Origin of the sequence: Prosthecobacter sp. (genome assembly GCF_020439865.1) — a bacterium.
GTDB lineage: Bacteria > Verrucomicrobiota > Verrucomicrobiia > Verrucomicrobiales > Verrucomicrobiaceae > Prosthecobacter.
This window is the reverse complement of the sequence record NZ_JAGRPF010000220.1, coordinates 48,466-67,853: the sequence shown is the minus strand read 5'-3', so window position 1 is coordinate 67,853 and position 19,388 is coordinate 48,466. Positions and strand designations below refer to the sequence as shown.

17 protein-coding genes and 1 tRNA gene are annotated in these 19,388 nt (G+C 61.4%); 12 read left to right on the top strand and 6 right to left on the bottom strand.

From position 1 onward, the window contains the following. Positions 1 to 8 precede the first annotated feature (8 nt). A complete protein-coding gene (locus tag KDL09_RS23770; RefSeq protein ID WP_294390940.1) occupies positions 9 to 653 on the top strand; it encodes a hypothetical protein in 645 nt (214 codons plus the stop codon). On the opposite strand, the gene KDL09_RS23765 is transcribed toward KDL09_RS23770, so the two are convergent. The 3 genes from KDL09_RS23765 to KDL09_RS23755 are packed head-to-tail and all read right to left on the bottom strand — an operon-like array spanning position 650 to position 4,514. Next, entirely contained in the window at positions 650 to 1,747 is a 1,098-nt protein-coding gene (locus KDL09_RS23765; protein ID WP_294390937.1) for an alpha/beta hydrolase-fold protein, read from the bottom strand. The genes KDL09_RS23770 and KDL09_RS23765 overlap by 4 nt on opposite strands. A gap of 47 nt (positions 1,748 to 1,794) precedes the next feature. Next, entirely contained in the window at positions 1,795 to 3,939 is a 2,145-nt protein-coding gene (gene mdoH, locus KDL09_RS23760; RefSeq protein ID WP_294390935.1) for a glucans biosynthesis glucosyltransferase MdoH, read from the bottom strand. Continuing rightward, positions 3,936 to 4,514 (bottom strand): hypothetical protein, encoded by a 579-nt coding sequence (locus KDL09_RS23755; RefSeq protein ID WP_294390932.1) that lies wholly within the window; start codon positions 4,512 to 4,514, stop codon positions 3,936 to 3,938. Before KDL09_RS23755 ends, mdoH begins: the two co-directional genes overlap by 4 nt. 123 nt (positions 4,515 to 4,637) lie before the next feature. Between KDL09_RS23755 and KDL09_RS23750 the strand changes: the two genes are divergently transcribed. Beyond that, complete coding sequence (locus tag KDL09_RS23750) at positions 4,638 to 6,113, top strand: SHD1 domain-containing protein (RefSeq protein WP_294390929.1); 1,476 nt, start codon at positions 4,638 to 4,640, stop codon at positions 6,111 to 6,113. Positions 6,114 to 6,134: 21 nt separating this feature from the next. On the opposite strand, the gene KDL09_RS23745 is transcribed toward KDL09_RS23750, so the two are convergent. Then, the gene (locus KDL09_RS23745) at positions 6,135 to 7,478 is read right to left on the bottom strand and encodes a DUF1501 domain-containing protein (RefSeq protein ID WP_294390927.1); all 1,344 of its coding nucleotides are present in this window, start codon (positions 7,476 to 7,478) and stop codon (positions 6,135 to 6,137) included. 205 nt (positions 7,479 to 7,683) lie between these two features. Here KDL09_RS23745 and KDL09_RS23740 point away from each other — a divergent pair, with 205 nt between their 5' ends. Continuing rightward, on the top strand, positions 7,684 to 8,619 hold the full coding sequence (locus tag KDL09_RS23740; protein WP_294390925.1) for a hypothetical protein: 936 nt from the start codon (positions 7,684 to 7,686) through the stop codon (positions 8,617 to 8,619). Between the two features lie 33 nt (positions 8,620 to 8,652). On the opposite strand, the gene KDL09_RS23735 is transcribed toward KDL09_RS23740, so the two are convergent. Continuing rightward, entirely contained in the window at positions 8,653 to 9,282 is a 630-nt protein-coding gene (locus KDL09_RS23735; RefSeq protein ID WP_294390923.1) for a tetratricopeptide repeat protein, read from the bottom strand. A 38-nt stretch (positions 9,283 to 9,320) separates the two neighbouring features. Further along, positions 9,321 to 10,226: a hypothetical protein gene (locus KDL09_RS23730; protein ID WP_294390920.1), complete on the bottom strand. Its 906-nt coding sequence runs from the start codon at positions 10,224 to 10,226 to the stop codon at positions 9,321 to 9,323. 200 nt (positions 10,227 to 10,426) lie between these two features. Here KDL09_RS23730 and KDL09_RS23725 point away from each other — a divergent pair, with 200 nt between their 5' ends. The 9 genes from KDL09_RS23725 to KDL09_RS23685 all read left to right on the top strand — a co-directional run bounded on the left by KDL09_RS23725 (position 10,427) and on the right by KDL09_RS23685 (position 19,360). After that, entirely contained in the window at positions 10,427 to 12,190 is a 1,764-nt protein-coding gene (locus tag KDL09_RS23725; RefSeq protein WP_294390917.1) for a dynamin family protein, read from the top strand. Between the two features lie 63 nt (positions 12,191 to 12,253). Beyond that, positions 12,254 to 13,279: a tRNA epoxyqueuosine(34) reductase QueG gene (gene queG / locus KDL09_RS23720; protein ID WP_294390913.1), complete on the top strand. Its 1,026-nt coding sequence runs from the start codon at positions 12,254 to 12,256 to the stop codon at positions 13,277 to 13,279. A 43-nt stretch (positions 13,280 to 13,322) separates the two neighbouring features. Further along, positions 13,323 to 13,397, top strand: a tRNA-Cys gene (locus KDL09_RS23715). A gap of 27 nt (positions 13,398 to 13,424) precedes the next feature. Then, positions 13,425 to 13,676 (top strand): hypothetical protein, encoded by a 252-nt coding sequence (locus KDL09_RS23710; protein ID WP_294390910.1) that lies wholly within the window; start codon positions 13,425 to 13,427, stop codon positions 13,674 to 13,676. 27 nt (positions 13,677 to 13,703) lie between these two features. Further along, positions 13,704 to 15,242, top strand: a complete 1,539-nt coding sequence (locus KDL09_RS23705) for an arylsulfatase (protein ID WP_294390907.1) — start codon at positions 13,704 to 13,706, stop codon at positions 15,240 to 15,242. 11 nt (positions 15,243 to 15,253) lie between these two features. Next, a complete protein-coding gene (locus KDL09_RS23700; RefSeq protein ID WP_294390905.1) occupies positions 15,254 to 16,120 on the top strand; it encodes a hypothetical protein in 867 nt (288 codons plus the stop codon). After that, positions 16,117 to 17,268 (top strand): metallophosphoesterase, encoded by a 1,152-nt coding sequence (locus tag KDL09_RS23695; RefSeq protein WP_294390902.1) that lies wholly within the window; start codon positions 16,117 to 16,119, stop codon positions 17,266 to 17,268. Before KDL09_RS23700 ends, KDL09_RS23695 begins: the two co-directional genes overlap by 4 nt. Then, on the top strand, positions 17,265 to 18,635 hold the full coding sequence (locus KDL09_RS23690; RefSeq protein WP_294390900.1) for a neutral/alkaline non-lysosomal ceramidase N-terminal domain-containing protein: 1,371 nt from the start codon (positions 17,265 to 17,267) through the stop codon (positions 18,633 to 18,635). Before KDL09_RS23695 ends, KDL09_RS23690 begins: the two co-directional genes overlap by 4 nt. Then, positions 18,632 to 19,360 carry a DUF1080 domain-containing protein gene (locus KDL09_RS23685; RefSeq protein WP_294390897.1) on the top strand — a complete coding sequence of 243 codons (729 nt, stop codon included), beginning with the start codon at positions 18,632 to 18,634 and terminating at the stop codon, positions 19,358 to 19,360. The genes KDL09_RS23690 and KDL09_RS23685 overlap by 4 nt, the downstream gene beginning before the upstream one ends. The last annotated feature ends 28 nt before the right edge of the window (positions 19,361 to 19,388 follow it).

Here is a 19,388-nt window from a genome sequence, read left to right as displayed (position 1 = left end):
CACCGGGTATGAGAACGACCCCATTTCGCACCCTGGTGCTTGTGGCAGCTCTGCTGCCCGCAGCGGCGTTTGCCGCCAAGGACGCCAAGCGTCCAAAGAAATCCGCCGCACCTCACGACGGTGTCGCTGCCGAAGTCCTCAAGACCTTCGACAAGAACGGAGATCGTCAGATCGATGCCGACGAGCTTCCAGCGCTGCAAAAGGCGTTCACAGCGCTGAAGAGTCTCGACAAGAACAACAACGGCGAGATCGAGCTGGCCGAGGTGGAAAAGCCGAAGCCATCGGCCGCTGGCGATCGCAAGGAGCGAATGCTCGCCGGATTTCAGCGCATCGACAAAAACGGCAACCACAAGATCGATGCCGACGAAGTAGAAGGACTGCAGAAGATGATCGCAGGTGGTCGAATCATGTCGCGTCTCGATCAGAATGGGAACGGCAAACTTGAACCGAACGAGGTTGAGATGCTGAACAGCCGCCTTTCCCAAGGCTTTCGGGTTCGGCCGGGTGCCAGCCCTTCGTCTTCGCCCTCATTCCGCAAGCCGCCGGAAAAGAAATCCGAAGCAGCTGAAACGCCGAAGCCAGAGGACAAGAAAAAAGAAAAACCCGTCACGCCGGAACCTGGACCCAAGCCCCCGGGGAATTTTGGCAGCTAACGAAACAGCTTCGGTGCAAACTCGGCGAGATAGTCACGCCAGACGGGCCAGGAGTGATCTCCGGATGTGAGCCGCCATTCGTGCGTGATGCCGCGTGTTGTGAGAGTGGAGATGAGCTGCGTGTTACGTTCGAGGAGAAAGTCCTTCTCGCCACAGGCGATCCACAGCAGTTTGAGTTTCGCATTCGTGCCCGCCGCGTCATCGAGCGCGGTTTTGATCTCGTTTTCATCGACGGCACCGCTGAAGCTGCCGATCCAGGCAAACCGGTCGAGATTCGTCATGCCGATGCTGAGCGACTGCCAGCCGCCCATGCTCAGGCCTGCGATGGCACGTTGTTTGCGCTCCGGCGACACGCGGTAAAGTTTTTCAGCGAGCGGGATGGCGTCCTCAAACAGCTCGCGCTGGAAGGCTTTTAGCGATTCATTGCGCTTGTCCGCCGCCTCGCGCGGCACCTGGCCTAGTGGGTGCCCGTCGATCATCAGGACGATCATCGGCTTCGCTTTGCCGGCGGCGATGAGGTCGTCGAGAATCCAGTTCGCCTTGCCGTGAACGACCCATGTTTCATGACGGTCGCCTGAGCCATGCTGAAGCACGAAGAGCGGGTATTTCGTGCTCGTGTCGGTTTCATAACCCGGCGGTGTGTAAACCCACGCGCCGCGCTGTTTGCCGAGCGCTTTCGAGAGATACGTGTGCTGATGCACGGTGCCGTGCGGCACATCCTGGAAGTCCCACACATTCGGCGGATCGCCGGGAATCTGCAGGATGCTTGCGCTGGGACTGCGCTGCGGTTTTTGCGCCGGATTCAGCGGATCGATGATCGTGAGTCCGTCCACGATGAAACTGTACTCCCACACGCCCGCCGGCACATTCGGCACATTGATGCTCCAGAGGCCTTCTGCGTCCTTCGTCATCGGCACCTGCTTTTTGTCCCACTGCCCGCGCAGCAGCACGCTTTCCAGTTTCGGCCCGCGCAGCCGAAAGACGACGGAATGGTCGTCCTGAAACTCGGGTGAGATGACTGGGGCCGCCTTCTGAGCAGGGGCCGGCAGCGTGAACATGAAAACGGAGAATGCGGCGACGAGGTGGGACTTCATGGTGGGACAGACAATGGCGCCCGGCGGCTTTACGCTGTTCCGCTCACTCACCCGACTTCCTGGCTGGCGAGAGTGTGGGCGAAGGGGCTGGTGGAGGCTAGATTGTACTGGCGGATGGCCGTGGCCCAGAACGGCGCGAGCTCATGGTCTGCGGCGCTCCAGATTCGGTAGTGCAGGTTGGTGACGGTGTCCGTGTCGTGCATGAGCGCCTTCAGTTCCTGCGCGGTGAGCGTCTGTGGTCCCTGGGTGATCAGACGGTGGCCGATTTCATCCAGGTAGCCGCGTGAGACCTCAATGGTGCGGCGGCGGCGGAGGAGGCTGACGTGGAGGCCGTTCACGTAAGGATCGATGCAGACCTGCAGCAGGCCGTAGTGACGCTCCAGTTCTGGCGAGAGCTGAATACGGTCCTTAATTTCCTCCAAGTTCTGCTGCATCGTTTTGAGCACCGTGGGCGGCTCGTGCTCCTCCGGCGTGAGAAACAGGCCGAGACGGCGTCCGCTGCGTGAGCCGGATACCAGCGCCGCCACGAGGATGGAGACGATCAGCGAGAACAGGATGGGGCTGATCCAAACAAGGAACTTGGTCGAGACATACCATCCCAGCGCTGCCCAGGCGACGCCCAGCAAGGTGACGCTGAGAAAGGTGAAGATGATTTCGGACCAGTTGACGCCGCCGTCGATTTTGCGGCGCTGCGTGACCCAGCTCACGCTTTTGCCGATGAGAGTATAAACGACGAAGCGCGCGTGGAAGACCATCAGCACGGGGGCCATCAGCGTGAAGACGACGGTGTCGAGCAGACTGCTGAAGAACGTGAGCACCCGGAGCTGCAGCGGCTTGAACATGCGTCCGGTGATCACTTCATCGAGCAGGATGACGGTCTTCGGCAGGAAGATGAGCATGGCGGTGACGCCGAGCAGGATCTGTTCAGCCAGGATGGCCTGCGGCTCCTCGTGCGGTGTCGGTGTGGCGGCGAGATAGGTGGCCAGCACGAGGAAGAAGAACCAAAGCAACGAACTGACGTAGCTGAGGATGCCGTGCAGGAAATTGATGCGGCTCATCGGATGCCAGCCTTTGGCAAAGAGCAGCCAGAGGTGCTGGATATTGCCCTGGCACCAGCGGCGGTCGCGTTTGAGCATGTCCACCAGCGTGGGCGGACCTTCTTCATAACTGCCGCGCGTGGTGGGCAGCAGCCGCACGGCGTAACCGGCTTTGCGCATGAGCGCAGCTTCGACGAAGTCGTGGCTGAGAATGTGTCCGCCGAAAGGTGCGTTTGCCGGCAGCGGTGGCAGCGCGCAGTGCTCGATGAAGGGCGCGAGACGGATGATCGCGTTGTGGCCCCAGAAGTTCGCCTCACCGCACTGCCAGTAGTCGAGTCCGGCCATGAAAGGCGGACCGTAGAGCGCCTGCGCAAACTGCATCACGCGTCCCAGCAGCGTGTCGGCGGCTATCTGCTTCGGGAATGTCTGCACGATGCCGATGCCGGGATTCTTCTCCATGATGCGCACCATGCTGGTGAGCAGGCCGCCGGACATAAGGCTGTCCGCGTCGAGCACGACCATGTAGCGGTAACGCTTGCCCCAGCGGCGGCAGAAGTCGCTGACGTTGCCGCTCTTGCGGTTGATCTGCTTGCGACGCCGGCGGTAAAAGATACGCCCGAAGGCCTTGAGCTGGCGGCAGAGTTCGAGCCAGGCGGTTTCCTCCTCGATCCACTGGCTGGCCTTGTCGGAATCGCTCAGGATGAAAAAGTCGAAGTTCTCCGCCTGGCCGGTGGCTTCGAGTGAGAGGTAGATCGAGCGCAAGCCTTCGTAAACCCGTGTCACGTCCTCATTGAACACCGGCATGACGATGGCGGTGCCGGCGGTGATGGGCTGTTCGTAATCATCCGCGTTCAGCGTGAGCCACAGGTTCAGGGGATCCGGCTTTGGGCGGTTCATCAGCCACACGCCGAAGAGCGCGGTCCAGAAGCCGACATTGAGCTGATAGTAGAGCGGGATGAAGACCAGCAGCAGCGCCCATTCGGAGAGACGCATGCCGTTTTCTGAGAGGAAGATGAAGGACAGCCAGGCGCCGACGATGGTGCCCAAGCCGACGAGGGAGAAAAACGTCGCGCGCCGGGTGCGCGAGATGTGCTTTGGCGGCATGCCGACGGTCATCGCGATGTTCGCGGTCTGGCTGCCGACGGGGACGCTCATGTGAAGAGGGAATAGAGGTAGCCCAGCACGCTGGCGACGATGACGGCCAGCACCGAGTAGCGCAGGACCGGATGACGGCCCAGGCGGTCGAAGGTGTCGTCCGCCACGTCGGTGAACATGCCGAGGTCGATGTCACGCGGTGTCATTTTGCTCACCTGCATCCCCGGACCGGAAGTACGGATGGCGGAACGCATGGCCTCGGCCATGTCGTCGGGCATGTTCTGTTCATCGAGAAAGAACTGCGGCCAGCGTGTGGGACCGCCGGCGAGATGGAAGCCCAGACGGCCCGTGGCCTCGAGCTGCGCTTCGTTGAGATTGAGATCGCTGTAAATCGAACCCAGCCACTCGCGCAGCATGAGGCGCGCCTGCTCGATCGAATGCGCTGTCGGCGTGCGCGAGGGATCGTCGGAATGCGCCTTGGCGGCGTTGCGCAGGGTTTCGAGGATCAGCTGCGTGCGCCGGATCCGGTTGTGAAGCTGGTAGGAACGAAAGTAGTCGGCGAGGCGCGCATACGCCTCGTTCCACTCTTCCTCGGTGCCTGTCGCGGGTGCGAACTGGATGTTGACTGCTTCCATGGGGGTTCAAATTCGAACCGCGGGGAGAATGCGCACTTTTGATGCTCTGAAAAGAGGATGATTGAGCGGAGCCCCATTTTGATCTTGTCAGCGACCGTTTTCCTCCGGCATGGTTTCCACGTCATGATCCTGCGCCCATTCACCCTGGCTCTGCTGAGCCTGATGGTTTGTTCTCTCGCGATGAGTGAGCCGCGCTCGTGGACCAATGCACAGGGGAAGCAGATCGAAGCCACGTTTGGCGGCATCAAGGACGGCAACGTCACGTTGATCCTGACCAACGGTCAGCCGGCCTCGGTGCCTCTGACGAGCCTCTCCGCCGATGATCAAACCTGGGTGAGGTTGAACGCGTCGAAAGCCGTCGTCAGTGTCGTCGATCCTGCGGATGCCGCTCGCATCCCCTGGGACAAACGACGCATGCCGACGGAAGTGAAGGAGCCGATGCTCTACATGAACATCAAGGTGGTGAAGGAGGAGCCGGGTGAGTGCATCTACGAGTCCGGTCACTTCCAGTTCAAGACCAGCGCCAAACTGGGCGCCATTTTGATGAAGGATGTCTGTCGTGCCTTCGAAAGCACCTACGAACTGGTTCGGCTGATGCCCTGGGGCATCGTGCCAAGACCGGAGGAAGGGCGGAAGAAGTTTCAGGCCGAGCTGTTTGCCACACGCGACCAGTACCTCGCCTCGGGTGCACCGACGTGGTCTGCGGGCGTGTATGTGCGCAAAGACAAGGTCTTCCGCATGCCCTTCGCCGAACTCGGCATCTCCGACACCGTCGGCGCGAATGGTGCCTACTATCGAAAAGGCGAAATCAACAACGACACCATCACTCACGAGATCACGCATCAGATGATGCACGAGTATCTGCCTTACATGCCGGTGTGGTTGATCGAGGGCCTGGCGGAGTACACGTCGAACATCGGCTATAAGGGCGGCATGTTCTCCGTCGCCTCTGATGGATCTGCCTTTCAGGCGAAGCAATCTGGGTCTCGCCGGCGTGGGCTGCTCGGTTCACGGTATCAGGCCGGGTGGATTGGTGTGAAAGACCTGTGGGGCTACACCACGGACATCAGCACCCGCAACGAGATCACCAGCACTCAGGTGTCCGACCGGAAGAGTCGAAACGGGCAGGTTTTCAATCAGCTGCCTCCTTCGATGGAGCAGCTCGCAGGTCGCTACCGCTCCTCCCATATCCTGGCGTATTTCTTCGTGCATGAGAATGGTGGCAAACGCCTGATGCAGTACTTCGACGCCCTGCATGAGGAGAAAAAGAAATGGCCCGCGTTCTGGGAGCAGGTGAAGGCCCACAACGCCGAACTCGACAAGCTGCGGCCTGCTTATGATGCCTACCGCGCCGAGATGAAGCTCTTCATGCAGAAGCCCGGCGTTCAGGATCTCGGCAACGGCCGTTTCTCCTATCCGAAGAACCTTGCGCCACCGGCGCCTCCACCGGAACCGCCCAAAGAGCCCGAACCGCCAGACAACACCGATCCGGACGCCGTCTGCGCGAAGCATCTCAACATCCTGCTTGGAGACCGCACACTCGAGACGATCGAGACGCAGGTGCGGGACATGTTTCAAGCGAACGGGTTCAGCCTGTGAACGCGTCTGTTCTCGGTTCGCTTACGCGATCAGCTCGTTGATCAGACGACCGCCGTTGACGATGTCCACCGGCCGGACGTTTTCCACGACGATGCGCTTGCTGGCGTTGATGCCGAGCAGACGGTACATCGTGCGGGCGAGATCTTCGGGACCGACGGGGTTTTCATCCGGCTCACCACCGAGGGCGTCGGACTTGCCATAGACGAAACCTTTCTTCACGCCGCCACCGGCCATCGCCACGGAGAAGACGCGCGGGTAGTGGTCGCGGCCGTTGGTGCTGTTGATCTTCGGCGTGCGGCCGAATTCGGAGCTGACGAGCACCAGCGTGGTGTCCAGCATGCCGCGTTCGTCGAGATCCTTGATCAGGCGTGCGAAGGCCTGGTCAAACTGCGGCGCCTGGCTTTCAAACGCGCCTTTGATGTTCGAGTGGTGGTCCCAGCCGCCGAAGTTTACGGAAACCATGCGCACGCCGGCCTCGACAAGACGACGGGAGAGCAGGAAGCGCTGACCTGCGGCGTTGCGGCCGTACTCATCGCGCAGCTTGGCCGGTTCGGAGGCGAGGTTGAAGGCCTCACGCGCCTGCTGGCTGCTGATCAGGTTGTAGGCGGCCGTGTAGAATTTGTCCATCGCGGCGAGACCATCCGATTTCTCGGTGCTGCGGAAGTGCTCGTCCACGGCTCCCAGCAGGCTGCGACGACGATCGAAGCGCTTCTGATCGATGTCTTTCGGTGTGGCGAGATCGCGCACGGTGAAGTTGCCGTCCGCCGGATCACTGCCGAGCGCAAAGGGACCGAAGGCGCTGCTCATGTAGCCGCTGCCCTGCTCGGGTGCGAAGACGCTCGGAATCGCCACGTAGGGCGGCAGATTGTTCCGCGATCCCTGCTCGTGGGAGACGATGGAGCCGAAGCTCGGGAACTTGATCGCCGGGCTGGGGCGGTAACCGGTGAACATGTTGTGCGTGCCACGCTCATGCGCCGCCTCGCCGTGGGTCACCGAGCGGATGATGCTGATCTTGTCGAGGATCTTCGCGATGTTCGCGAACTTCTCGCCCACATACTCGCCGGTCACGCCCTTGATCGGGCTGAAGGGTCCGCGGTAATCCGGGGAGGCAAAGGGCTTCGGATCCCAGGACTCATGCTGCGCCATCCCGCCCGGCAGATAGATGTGGATGATTGATGTGGCGATCGGCTTGTAGCTCTCCACCGCCGGCATGGCGAGCGTCTGTTCCGCGGCCTGCAGCTTGAGCAGGTTCGGCAGCGTGAGCCCCAGACCCGCCATGGCCCCCACCTGAAGGAAGTCACGACGCCCTTGGGCGGTCGCGAAGAGGTTGCTATGATTGCCGGAGCAAAGACGGTGCATTTTCATGGATAGGGGAATGGGTTTGTCCTCGAACCTACCATGCAATCCTCTGCCTTGTTGCGCTCACGGCCCACTCTGACAAGACAGGAACAATGATGCGCAAGAGATGAGAGCCGAGGGGCTGGGACAGCCAGACATGGTTGCCTGACAAAATTGAGCGTGACTCCATCGCCCGGTTCTTCTTCAATGATCCTTGAATGGAATACTCGTTGTGACCGCAACACGATTCACAAGTTTCTGCCTGCTGTTCGCCTTGGGTTTGGTTCCGCTGTTCGCCCAGCAGTTCAACACCAAAGACAAGCAATGGCGTCTCAATGAGGAACTACGCGCCCGGGGTTTGATCAACCAGCAGCACGATTTCAGTCCCATCGATGAGGCCTTTGCCTCAAAAGAGGCCGATCAACTGATTACTTACTACTATCTGGCCAAAAACCGGCAGTTTGGCTATCCACGCTGGAACACTCCGGAGGAAGTGCAGAAGACGCAGTACACTGATGAGCAGCGGCGGGCGTTGAACCTGGAAGTGCAACAACGCGCGGAGGAGCGCCTAAGGCAGCTGTCCGGCCTGCCGCACTATCTCGGAGAGCGCATCGAAACTCTGGCGACCGTACTAGGAAAGGACAGTCAAAGAGGGGCGCTAATCGAAAGTCTTTCAGTGATCGGCGACGACGAGAGCATCGTGGAGCTGGGGCGCTTTCTGTTTGATGACCGCAATCCGGATGTGACGGGTCCGATGCCGCCACTGACCTTGGGCGTGCCCAAGACCATCAAATACGAAGTGGCAGGATATCTAACGGGCTTGTTGCGGCGCAAGCCTGGTGTGGCGGAGGAGATCAAAGCGGCGGCTAAATCAGCGCCGGGCTGGTTTGAGAGAGTGCAGCACTGGTGGTTGAAGAGTGGGGAAGCCGCGCCCTACCGCCGCAAGTTGGCTGATCTGGGGGTGGTGCTGCCACCCGGCTATCCGCCGATGGCAGAACTCAAGGGGGCCAAAACGACCATCTCTCAGGTAGGTGCCAGCAACGAACTCTCTGGCTGGCGAGGTTGGCCTCTCATCGTTCTTCTGCTGGTTCTGCTGATCGCGTCGATTTGGCTGTTAGTGCGAAAGGGACGGGGCCGAAAGCGTGTGAACCCATGCATCACCCCTTAGTGCCGGGCGCTGACGGACTGCCAGTGCGCTCCCTCACTTCTCCCACCCGCGAATCTTCACATGCACCTGCGCCACGCGGCCCATGTAGTGGTCCATGGCGAAGTCGTGGGCGGCTTTGAGCATGTGCTCCTTGGCCTTGGCGTCGTCGCCGGTCGCCTCGTAGTAGAGGCCGAGGTAGAGGTGGGCGTAGCAGCGGTGGTTGCGCAGGCGCTCGCCTTCGCCTTCCTCGGCGGCCTTGAGCACGGCCTCCTCGCTGCCTTTGCCGGCGAAGAGTTCGTGCACCTGCTTCATCGGGATGCGTGAGTCGCCTTCGATGGGGATGAAGACTTTCCGCGCGGCCTCGACGCCTTCGCCTTTGGCGATGCAGAGGAAATGCCACGCGGCGTTCTCGACGTCATTGCCGTTCACGGTTTGATGCACCTCGAACTGCTCGCGTCCGCCTTTGAAATCGCCCGCGTAGTAAAGAGCGAGGCCGCGCTGCCAGAGCTGCGGCTTCGACTGCGGCACCAGAGCGATGAGTTTGTCGAATGCGGCGACGGACTCCTTCGGCTTCGCGGCGAAGAACAGATCCACACCCTGCTGAAACAGCGCGTCGGGGTTGTCCTGGGCGCGGACTGAGGAAAGCAGGCCGAGCAGCAGCAGGGGAAGAAGTCGTCGTTTCATGGCAGCTTCAAACGTGGGTGGCGGGCGGAATTGCGCAATCACACCCACACCAGAGGCAACGGCAGGATCAGCACGAGATCGGCGAGCACGCGATAGGCGTCGATCGACAAGCGCCGGCGGAACAGATGCACCATCGAATGCAGCGCCGCGGCGCCGAAAGCTGCCAGCGCCGGGCCGCGCAGCGAGTTCTCCAGTACACCGGACCGGGCGAAGCCGAACACCGCGAGGCAGAAAATCAGCGTGCCGAACACGAGCTGCGGATGCCGGTTCTTCCTGTCCGCGGCTTGTTCATGACAGGAGATGCCGTGGAGGTTGCAGGCGAACAGCAGCGCCAGCAGCAGAGATTCGAGAATGGGCTCGAGAATCGTTTCCGGCATCGCGAGAAAGCGCGTGCTGGTGGTGCAGCCCATGGCAAAGAGCAGCGCGGCTGTGATTTCCTTCGGCAGCACCTGCCCCATGCGAAGATCCAGCTGCCGCAGAAACGACAGCACCATCACGGCGAGCACGAGCAGGCTGAGGGTGAGGCGATAGCCCGCGGGCGTCGGCATGCGCGAGATGAGGATGATGCCGCCGAGCCCCGCACAGGAGACGAACACGTCCCGCGACACCCGGCTGCCCTGCGACGAAAAGGACGCGAGATACAGCGCCACCAGCAGCGCCAGACCGACCGCCTGCCACAGCACGCCCTGGGGAATGACCCAGAACGCCATCCATCCGAGGGCGAGCAGCACCGGCGGCATCACGCCCAGCAGCAGCACGCGGCGGTGGCGATGGTAAAACAGATGCCGCGTGTCCAGCTCGCCGCTGCTCTGAACGGAAAACGTGTCCAGCGTGCGGTCGAGCACATAGATGACCCAGCACGCAAGCGCGAGGCCCACGTCCAGCATCGGCGTGAGCCGGATGCCGTGCGCATGCGCCAGAGCGCGCTGCCACAGCACGGCCACCAGGGGCGCTTCGAGACTCAGCACATGCGGCCACAGCCACCATGGCGTGCGCTTGGCGTGTGAGGGTTCACGTGCTGGCGTCGAATCAGTCAATCCGCGTTCATTAGGAGCGCTTCGCAGCGGCGGCAAGCAGCGATGCGGCGGAAACCTGTGCTCGAAGGTTGCGGTGCGAGAGCCACGCGACACTTTGGGCCACCCTCATGATTGGCGACGACTATTTCGAACTGCGTTCACGCATCGGCACGGACCTGCTGGCTCTCGCTGCGGCGCTGCGTGAGGCCGGGGGCGACCTGGAGGCGGCTTCGACGATCGACAACCTCATCGCCAGCCTGAAGGAGCCGTTTGTCTTTGTCGTCGTGGGCGAGGTGAACGTCGGCAAATCGACCTTCCTCAATGCGCTCTTCGGCCAGGATTTCTCACGCACCGGCGTGATGCCGACCACCGGCAAGATTCTCTTCTTCCGTCACGGCGAGGAACATCACGTGGCTCCCGTGACTCCCACGCTCGATGAAGTCTATGCGCCCGTCGATTTCCTGCGCGACTTCCACATTGTCGACACGCCCGGCACGAACTCCGTGGAGAACGAGCATCAGCTCATCACCGAGCGCTTCGTGCCCATCGCGGACCTGGTGATCTTCGTCTTCTCCGCCATGAATCCCTGGGGCGCCTCGGCGTGGCAGTTTCTGGAAAAGGTGCACCGCGAGTGGATGCGTCACGTCATCTTCGTCCTTCAGCAAAGCGATCTGCGCAGCCCGGAGGAGATCCAGGTCATCACCGACTACATGGGCCAGCTCACACGCCAGCGCTTTGGCCGTGACTTTCCGCTGTTCGCCGTCTCGGCCAAAAAAGCCTTCCTCGCGCGCAGCTCGGGCATCGACCGCGACCGTTTGCTGCAGGACAGCGGTTTCAATGCGCTGGAGGCGCACATCTCCGGTCTCGTGCGGCACAACACGGCGCGTCTGAACAAGCTGGCCAGTACGATGAAGCTGGCGCGTCATATTCTCGACACCACGCGTGATCGCTTCGCCGTCAACATGCAGAATGCGAAGCGCAAGGCAGCCGTGCTGCAGGAACTGCAGACGGAACGCGAACTGCAAGTGGACCGCACCCTGAAGAAAATCCTGCCCGCGCTCGACGCCACCGAACGCGACTATCATGAGTCGGTGATGCGTGTTGCAGGACTCGCCAACGACGCGCTTGCGACGCGCAAGGCGTTTCAGCGGCGGTCACCACTCGATGACGAAGGCTCCGAGGTGCGTCAGCAGAGCCTCGACCACCGCCTGTTTCAGGAATTGCAGCATCGAACCGGCGACCGCTGGCGGCAGGTCAGCCTCGTGCTGGAGGAGGATGTGCATCAATTCGAGCGCTTCATGTATGCCCAGGGGCGCGGCGTTTTGTTTCCCGTGGATGTGATCATGCCGTCGCATGACTACGGCGAGGAGGAGAGCGAGTTGCGCCGCCGGTTTGGCACCCATGTCGATTCTTCGCTGCGCCGCTTCGTCATCGGCCTGCAGCTTGATGAACACATTGAACCCGGACTCGAAAGCGCACGCGTGACCGCTCGCTGGCTGCCACGGCTCATTCTGCCCGTGGTAATCGCGACCGCCGTGAGCGGCTGGTTGGACGGGCCGATGAGCGCGGGCATCGCCGCCGGAGCGGGCGTGCTGTTGCTCGCCGTCGTTTATCTCCTCACCCAGGTGCGGTTGAGCACGGCCCGCAACGCCATCCTCGACAAGCTCGAAGAGTCCTCCATCACGCTCCGCGAGATGCTGTCCAAGCAGGTCACCGAGGACGTCACCGGGATCTTCACCAAGTTCCTCGACACGCTGAACCCCGCCCAGGCCAGCGCCGTGCATCTGGAGCGCGAGCAGGCCACGCATGTCGAGCGCCTGCGCCAGCTTTCCGAGTCCTTCGACGGCCTCGACAAACAGATCCGTGCCCTGACTCCCGCGGGCGCCAAATGATGGCTGTCCTCTTCCGGGGAAGAGTTCATCATTCGTCATTCTGATTTTGTCATTCTCTCCCCCGTGTCTCCCGCCGAGATCAAAACCGAACTCATCGCCAAGGCCCGTTTGCTCGGCTTTGACGACTGCCGCATCGCGCCCGCGCAGCCCGCCGCGCATCGCGATCTGTATGAGCAATGGATTGCCGAAGGCAAGCACGGCGACATGGCCTGGATGGCGCGCAACGTCGAACGCCGCACGGACCCCCGCATTGTGATGCCTGGTGCGCAAAGTGTGATCGTGCTGGCGATGAACTACTATCAAGGTCCCGGTCCGCAGACTGACTACCGCATCGCCCGCTACGCGTGGAATGACGACTACCACGACCTGATCGAGAAGAAGCTGCGCGAGCTCGATGACTTTCTCATCTCCCACGGCGGCACGCAGCGACGCTATGTGGACACCGGTCCCGTGCTCGAGCGTGATTTCGCCAGCGAGGCCGGTCTTGGCTGGGGCGGCAAAAGCACGATGCAGATTCACCGCCATCTCGGCACGTGGTTCTTCCTGGCCGACATCCTCACCACGCTCGAACTTCCTGCCGACACGCCCGCGAAGGACATGTGCGGCAAATGCACGCGCTGCATCGATGCCTGCCCCACGAAGGCCATCACCGCGCCGCGTCGCATGGATGCGCGGCGCTGCATTTCGTATCTCACCATCGAAAGCAAGGGTAGCATCCCGCCCGAGTTCCGCCGGGCCATGGGTGATCGCATCTACGGCTGCGACGCCTGCCTCGACGCCTGCCCGTGGAACCGTCATGCGCAGGAGTCGCGCGAGGCCTCCTTTCATGCGCGTGAGACGCTCTTCCGCAAGTCGTTGCGCGACTTCCTCTCGCTCTCCGACGACGAATTCCGCGCCCTCTTTGCCAAATCCCCGATCAAGCGCATCAAACGCCCCGCCTTCCTGCGCAACGTCTGCGTCGCCCTCGGCAATACCGGCTCGCCCGAGGATTTACCCGCCCTCGAAGCCGCCGCAGCCGATCCACACCCGCTCATCGCCGAGCACGCCGTCTGGGCCATGGGGGAAATCCGCCTGCGCCACGACGGTTGACAGAGGGAGCCTTTCCCCCTACTCTCCGCCCGCTTTCGAGCATGGCGAGGTAGCAAAGTGGTAATGCACTGGTCTGCAAAACCGGTATGCGCGGGTTCAATTCCCGCCCTCGCCTCCATTTCCCCACCTGCCACGTCGCACCTCCATGAGTGAACAACCCGACGATCCTCGGAAGGAAGGACTGCCGTCGCACATCCCCACCCCGGACACACATTCCGGAGGCAGCTCGGTGGTTGGTGCGGTGCTTTCGTTCATCAGCTTGATTCTGTTGGCGTTTATCTTGCGCCTCGCCGTGCCAAAGGAGGACAACGCCATCGAACTCGGTGTCCTGCTCATTGCCGTCGGCTTCGCCCAAATCTGGCTGATCTTCAATTTTCTGAAGTCGTTCCGGAAATAGCACGGTTCTGCGTGCGATTTTCTGGAGATGAAGATGCGACTCCTCTCCGCCGTCCTGCTCAGCCTCGCGTCCCTCTGCTTCGCCGACGTGCGCCCCAACATCGTCCTCATCATGGCGGACGACATGGGCTTCTCGGATCTCGGCTGCTATGGCGGCGAGATCCAGACGCCGAACCTCGACCGCCTCGCCAAGGAAGGCCTGCGCTTCTCGCAGTTCTACAACTGCGCTCTCTGTGGTCCCTCGCGTTCGGCGCTGATGACCGGGCTGCATCCGCATCAAGTCGGCATCAGCGGCTGGACGGGTCTGCTCAACAACCGCTGCGTCACCGTCTTTGAACTGCTGAAAGGCGCGGGCTACGCCACCTGTGCCGTCGGCCGGCTCGACATGGTGACGGCGGAGGACTGGCATGATCCAAAAAACATCGCACACTACGTGGACCGCTTCTTTGGCAGCACGGGCCACAAAGGCCCCGGCAACTACTTCAAGGACGTGCGCAACACGGAGTTCTACCGCGACGGCGAGCTCTATTCGATTCCGGACGGTGGCTACAAGACGGATCTCATCACCGACTTCGCGACCGATTTCATCCGCGGTGCGGACAAATCAAAGCCCTTCCTCCTCTACCTTTCGCACTATGCGCCGCACTGGCCGCTGCACGCGAAGCCGGAGGACATTGCGAAGTATCGCGAGCTGTATCGCCAGCTCGGCTGGGACAAGGCGCGCGAACAGCGCCTGCAACGGCTGATTGAAAAAGGACTCGTGCCAGCGGGAACGAAACTGCCGCCGCGCGATTCACATGCCACCGCCTGGGAAGATTCCAAGTTCCACGACTGGGAGGCGGAACGCATGGCGGTCTTCGCCGCACAAATCGACTGTCTAGATCAAAGCGTAGGCCGCGTGATGGAGACGCTGAAGAGCACTGGCGCGGACAAAAACACGCTCGTCTTCTTCCTCAGCGACAATGGTGCGTCAGACAAGGCGGTCGGGAAACTCGACAAACCTGATCTCACCTGGCGCAGCGACGGCACGCGCACTCGTGCGGGCAATGATCCTTCGATCCAGCCTGGTCCTGCGGACAACTTTGTCACCGCCGGTCCGGCATGGTCCAATCTATCCAATGCTCCGTTTCGCGAACACAAGCAGACAAACCATGAAGGCGGCATCGCCTCGCCGCTCATCGTCTGGTGGCCCGGTGTCGTGACGCAAACCGGCGGCATCAGCAACCAACTCAGCCACATCACCGACATCACCGCCACCTGCCTCGACGTGGCGGGTCAGGCCTATCCGAAGACTTTTCATGATCGAAAAGTCACGCCGCTCGCAGGGCGTTCGCTCCTGCCCGTGCTCAAGACCGGCACGCGTGAGCAGCGCGAGTCGCTCTGCTGGTCCACCTCGGGTGCGAAAGCCGTGCGCATGGGCTCGTGGAAGCTCGTCGCGCTTCCGAAGGGACCGTGGGAGCTCTACGATTTGAGCGTCGATCGCACCGAGCTGAACGACCTGGCCAAGCAGCAGCCAGAACGCGTCGCGGAAATGGAACAGGCATTCAACACATGGAAACAGCAATGAACCGTCACCTCATGTCTATCTTGAAGCAAAAGTGGATGATGGTCGCATTCGTTGTTCTTGCGGGTGCTCTTCCTGCCAAAGAACCCTTCAAACCCAATCTCGGCCCCGATCTGCCGACGATCACGGTCACCTGCGGTGACGTAACCCTGCTGCTGCGGCAGGCAACGCAGTGGACGGCGGGCCGCATTGATTATCGCGGTCACGCGATGACGACAGAACGCAGCGCCTATGGAACCGTGTTTTCGTTTCCCGATGTCGGCTTCATCGGCACCGCGCATCTGGAAAACGAACCGGAGAAGCTGCAGTCGCTCGCCTTCTTCCTCGATGACAAGAAGGTCGAAACGCCCGCGGCGGAGATGAAGGGCTCTTCGTTCCGCCTGGAGCGCAAGTCGCGCATCCGCGCCTTTGATCTGACGAATATCATCGAGATCAAGGACAACCAACTGCACGAAACGACCACCGTCCACACCGACGAAGCCGTGCCGCTGAAGCTCGTGTATCACTTCATGCATGCGTGGACACCCAGCGTCTCAGCGTTTCTCACCGCAGACGACGCCGGCCCTCTTCTCGATGACGCGGAAGTGGCGCGCAAATTCTACATCAACAAGCGCGTCGACTGGATGGCAGTGTACGAACCGAAGAGCGGCCAGTTCGGTGTCTCGCGCCTGCTCGAAGCGCCGGAACTCGGAGAACACATCTCCACCATCTGGAACGTGCCGGACACCTACCGGAAGTTTTACCTGAAGTGCTTCAACAACGCCACCGTGCCCGCCGGATTCAATGGAACGTGGCGCATGGTCACGGCGTTCGGCAACGACACGCCGGGCTCGTGGGAAAACTCTGCGCGTAAGCTCGCTCAAGATCTGGTCGAACGATGAAAACACGCCGCGAATTCCTCAGCACCTCCGCCGCGCTGGCCGCGGGTGGTTTGACTCCGTCGATCGCTGCCGAGTCACGGAAGCCGTTTCATCTCTGGGCCTGCGGTGATTCGCATGTCGGCACCGATATCAAGAAAGGGCGCGAATCTTTGGCGAAGGCGATTCGCCAGTCGGAATTTGGCGACGAGAAGCTGGGGGCACCCTCTTTTGACTGGGACATTGCGATTCACGTCGGCGATCTCGCCGGTGGTCAGGGTGCGCCGGATGACAAAGAAGGGCGAGAGGTGGTGAAGCAATACGGCGAACTGAAAAAGCATCGCCGCGAGGATGTGTATGATCTCGCGGGCAACCACGATGCCTCCGGTCCCGACGAAGAGACGCAGTGGTGGTTCAAGAAGTGGGTCGATCCCACTGGAGAAAACACGGCGACTTCGGGAGTCGATCCGAAGAAGCGGCGCTATCCGGTTTCAGGCACCTGGGAGCGCTATTCCTTCCGCGTCGGCAACCTGCTCTTCCTCATCATGTCCGATCGCAACGACGGCGGTCCGCCGCGTGGTCGCGCGGAGGTGGGCGGTTATCCGGCGGGCGCGGTGACGAGCGACACCTTCGAATGGTGGAAGCAGCAGGTGGAGACGAACCGCGACTCGATCATCGTCTGCGCGCATCATCACATGCTGCGTGAGACGACGGTCGCTTCGGGGCCGTGGGAAGGATTCAAAAAGAAAGGAGACAACTGGGTCTCGCACTACCACGGCTACTTCCCCAAAGGCGGACCGAAGGGCGCGAGCTATCTCTACTGGCTCGACGAAACGCCGGATGCGGGCGCGTTCGAGAAATACCTCGCCGAACATCCCGGCGCGGTCGCGCTCTGGCTCGGCGGCCACACGCACACGAATCCGGACGACACCCTCGGTGGACGCTCGCACATCGAGACGAAGTGGGGAGTGCATTTCATCAACTGTGCCGCGCTGAGCCGCTACCACGCTGCGAAGACCACGCTGCCAATGTCGCGTCTGCTCAGTTTCACGCCGCAATCACGCGAACTCCGCGTGCAGTGCTACCTGCACACCGATCAGTTCGCGCCCGCCGGCTTCTACGCCAAAGCCGAACGCACGCTCACACTCTCCAAGCCCTTCCAACCCGCATGAAACTCGTCTACTTAACGCTCCTCGTTCTCGCCACATCGTTGCAGGCCGGTGATTTCCGCGCTGCCGCGTCCCAAGTCGAGATCACGCCGAAGAACGGCACGCCGCTCGCCGGTTACTATCATGCGCGCGCCGTCGCGGGCATGTTGGATCCGCTTTATGCCAAGACGATCATCATGGAGCAGGACGGTGTGCATGCGGCGCTGGTGGTGCTGGATGTCGCCTACACCACGCAGGCTCTCGTCGATGCCGCGCGTGCGGCGGTTCAGAAGCAGTGCGGTATCGAAGGCGATCACGTCATGATCTCGGCGACGCACACGCACACCGGTCCGACCTTGCCGCGACTGAACCTCATGGACAAGCTCACGCAGGCCGATTCACCGCCGGGTGTGGCCTACATGCAGTCGTTGCCCGACTTGATCGCGAAGTCGGTAAACGAAGCCAAAGCGAAACTCGCGCCTGTGACACCGGCCTTCGCCATCGGCGATGGCAAAGGCATCAGCTTCAATCGTCGCGTGCTGAAGGAAGGCACCACGCAGGCGCTCTGGCAGCCGAAGACCTTCGATCCCGCCACCATGCGGCCCGCAGGCCCCGTCGATCCGGAGATCGGCGTGCTCGTCTTCAACTCGAATGCAGCAGCGTCAAAACCAGTCGCCAGCCTGCTGAACTTCGCCATGCATCCGACCTCCGTCGGTGCGGGCACTAAAGTCTCCGCGGACTTCCCAGGTGTGTTCACCAAACTGATCAACGAACGCCACGGGCCGGACATGGTCTCCGTCTTCGCCAACGGCTGCTGCGGCAACATCAATCCCAACGACTACTTCACCGGCACGCGCCGCAATCATCTGCAAATCGGCGCCCTGCTCGCCGATGCCACTGACGCAGCATGGCCGAACTTGAAGCCGCTCAAGACCTTCGCTCCGCGCATTGCCTCCACGCGCGTCATGCTGAACCGCCGTAGCTATTCCGAAGCCGAAATCGCCAAGGCCAAGGATATCGCGACGCGCATGGTCACCAAGAACCTCGGCACGGTGACCATGGCCGAGGCCGTGTGCATCCTTGAAACCATCTCGAAACAAAACGAACCGCTGAGCGTCGAGGTGCAGGCCATCGCCTTCAGTGATGACGCCGCCATCGTGGCGCTGCCGGGCGAGATCTTCGTCGAACTCGGACTCGCGCTGAAAAAACAGTCACCCTTCAAGCACACGATGATCGCTGAACTCGCCAACGGCAGCATCGGCTACATTCCCGACAGCCGCGCCTATCCGCAGGGCAATTACGAAGTCGTCAGCGCCCGCTGTGCGCAAGGTTCCGGCGAGTTGCTGGTGAAGGCCGTGCTGAAACTGCTCAAGGAACTAACCAAGAAATGAAACGTAACATCTTGTGTATCGCCGTTGGGACGCTCCTGCTGCATGCCGGATTCGCATGCGGAAACGAGCCAGCACCTGATGGCTTCATCGCCCTCTTTGATGGCAAGACCTGGGCGCAGTGGAATCATCCCGCGCACCTCGATGGTGTCTGGGACATCGCCGACGGCGTCATTCGACTGCGCACCGACGAACCGCCGCGTGTGAAGGGCCAGGACTACAACCTCTCCACGAAGCAGCACTTCAAAGACTTCACGCTGATGATCGACTGGCGTCTCACCGGCGAGCCGCATGTGAAGCCGCATCAATGGCTGCAGGACGACGGAACCTTTCACACCGACGCCGAAGGCAAGACGATCATGAAGGACAATCTCACCTGGGGCGACAGCGGCGTGTATCTGCGCGGCGCACGACTCGCGCAGGTGAACATCTGGTGCCAGCCCTGCGGCAGCGGCGAGGTCGGCACCAAGTTCAAGGACATGACGGCAACGAAAGACGAACGCCTCAAAACCATGCCCTCCACCCGCGCCGACAAAGGTCCTGGCGAATGGAATCGCTTCATCATCACCCTGCGTGGTGATCGCGTCGATGTCTTGCTCAACGGCATTCAAGTCATCCAAGGCGCGCGCGTGAAGGACATCCCCGCCGAGGGACCGATCACGTTGCAGAATCACAAGGACGCCGTCGAGTTTCGGAACATCTTCATCAAGGAGCTCACCACGCCCTGATCATTCGGCGCCGCCAAGACTCGTCTTC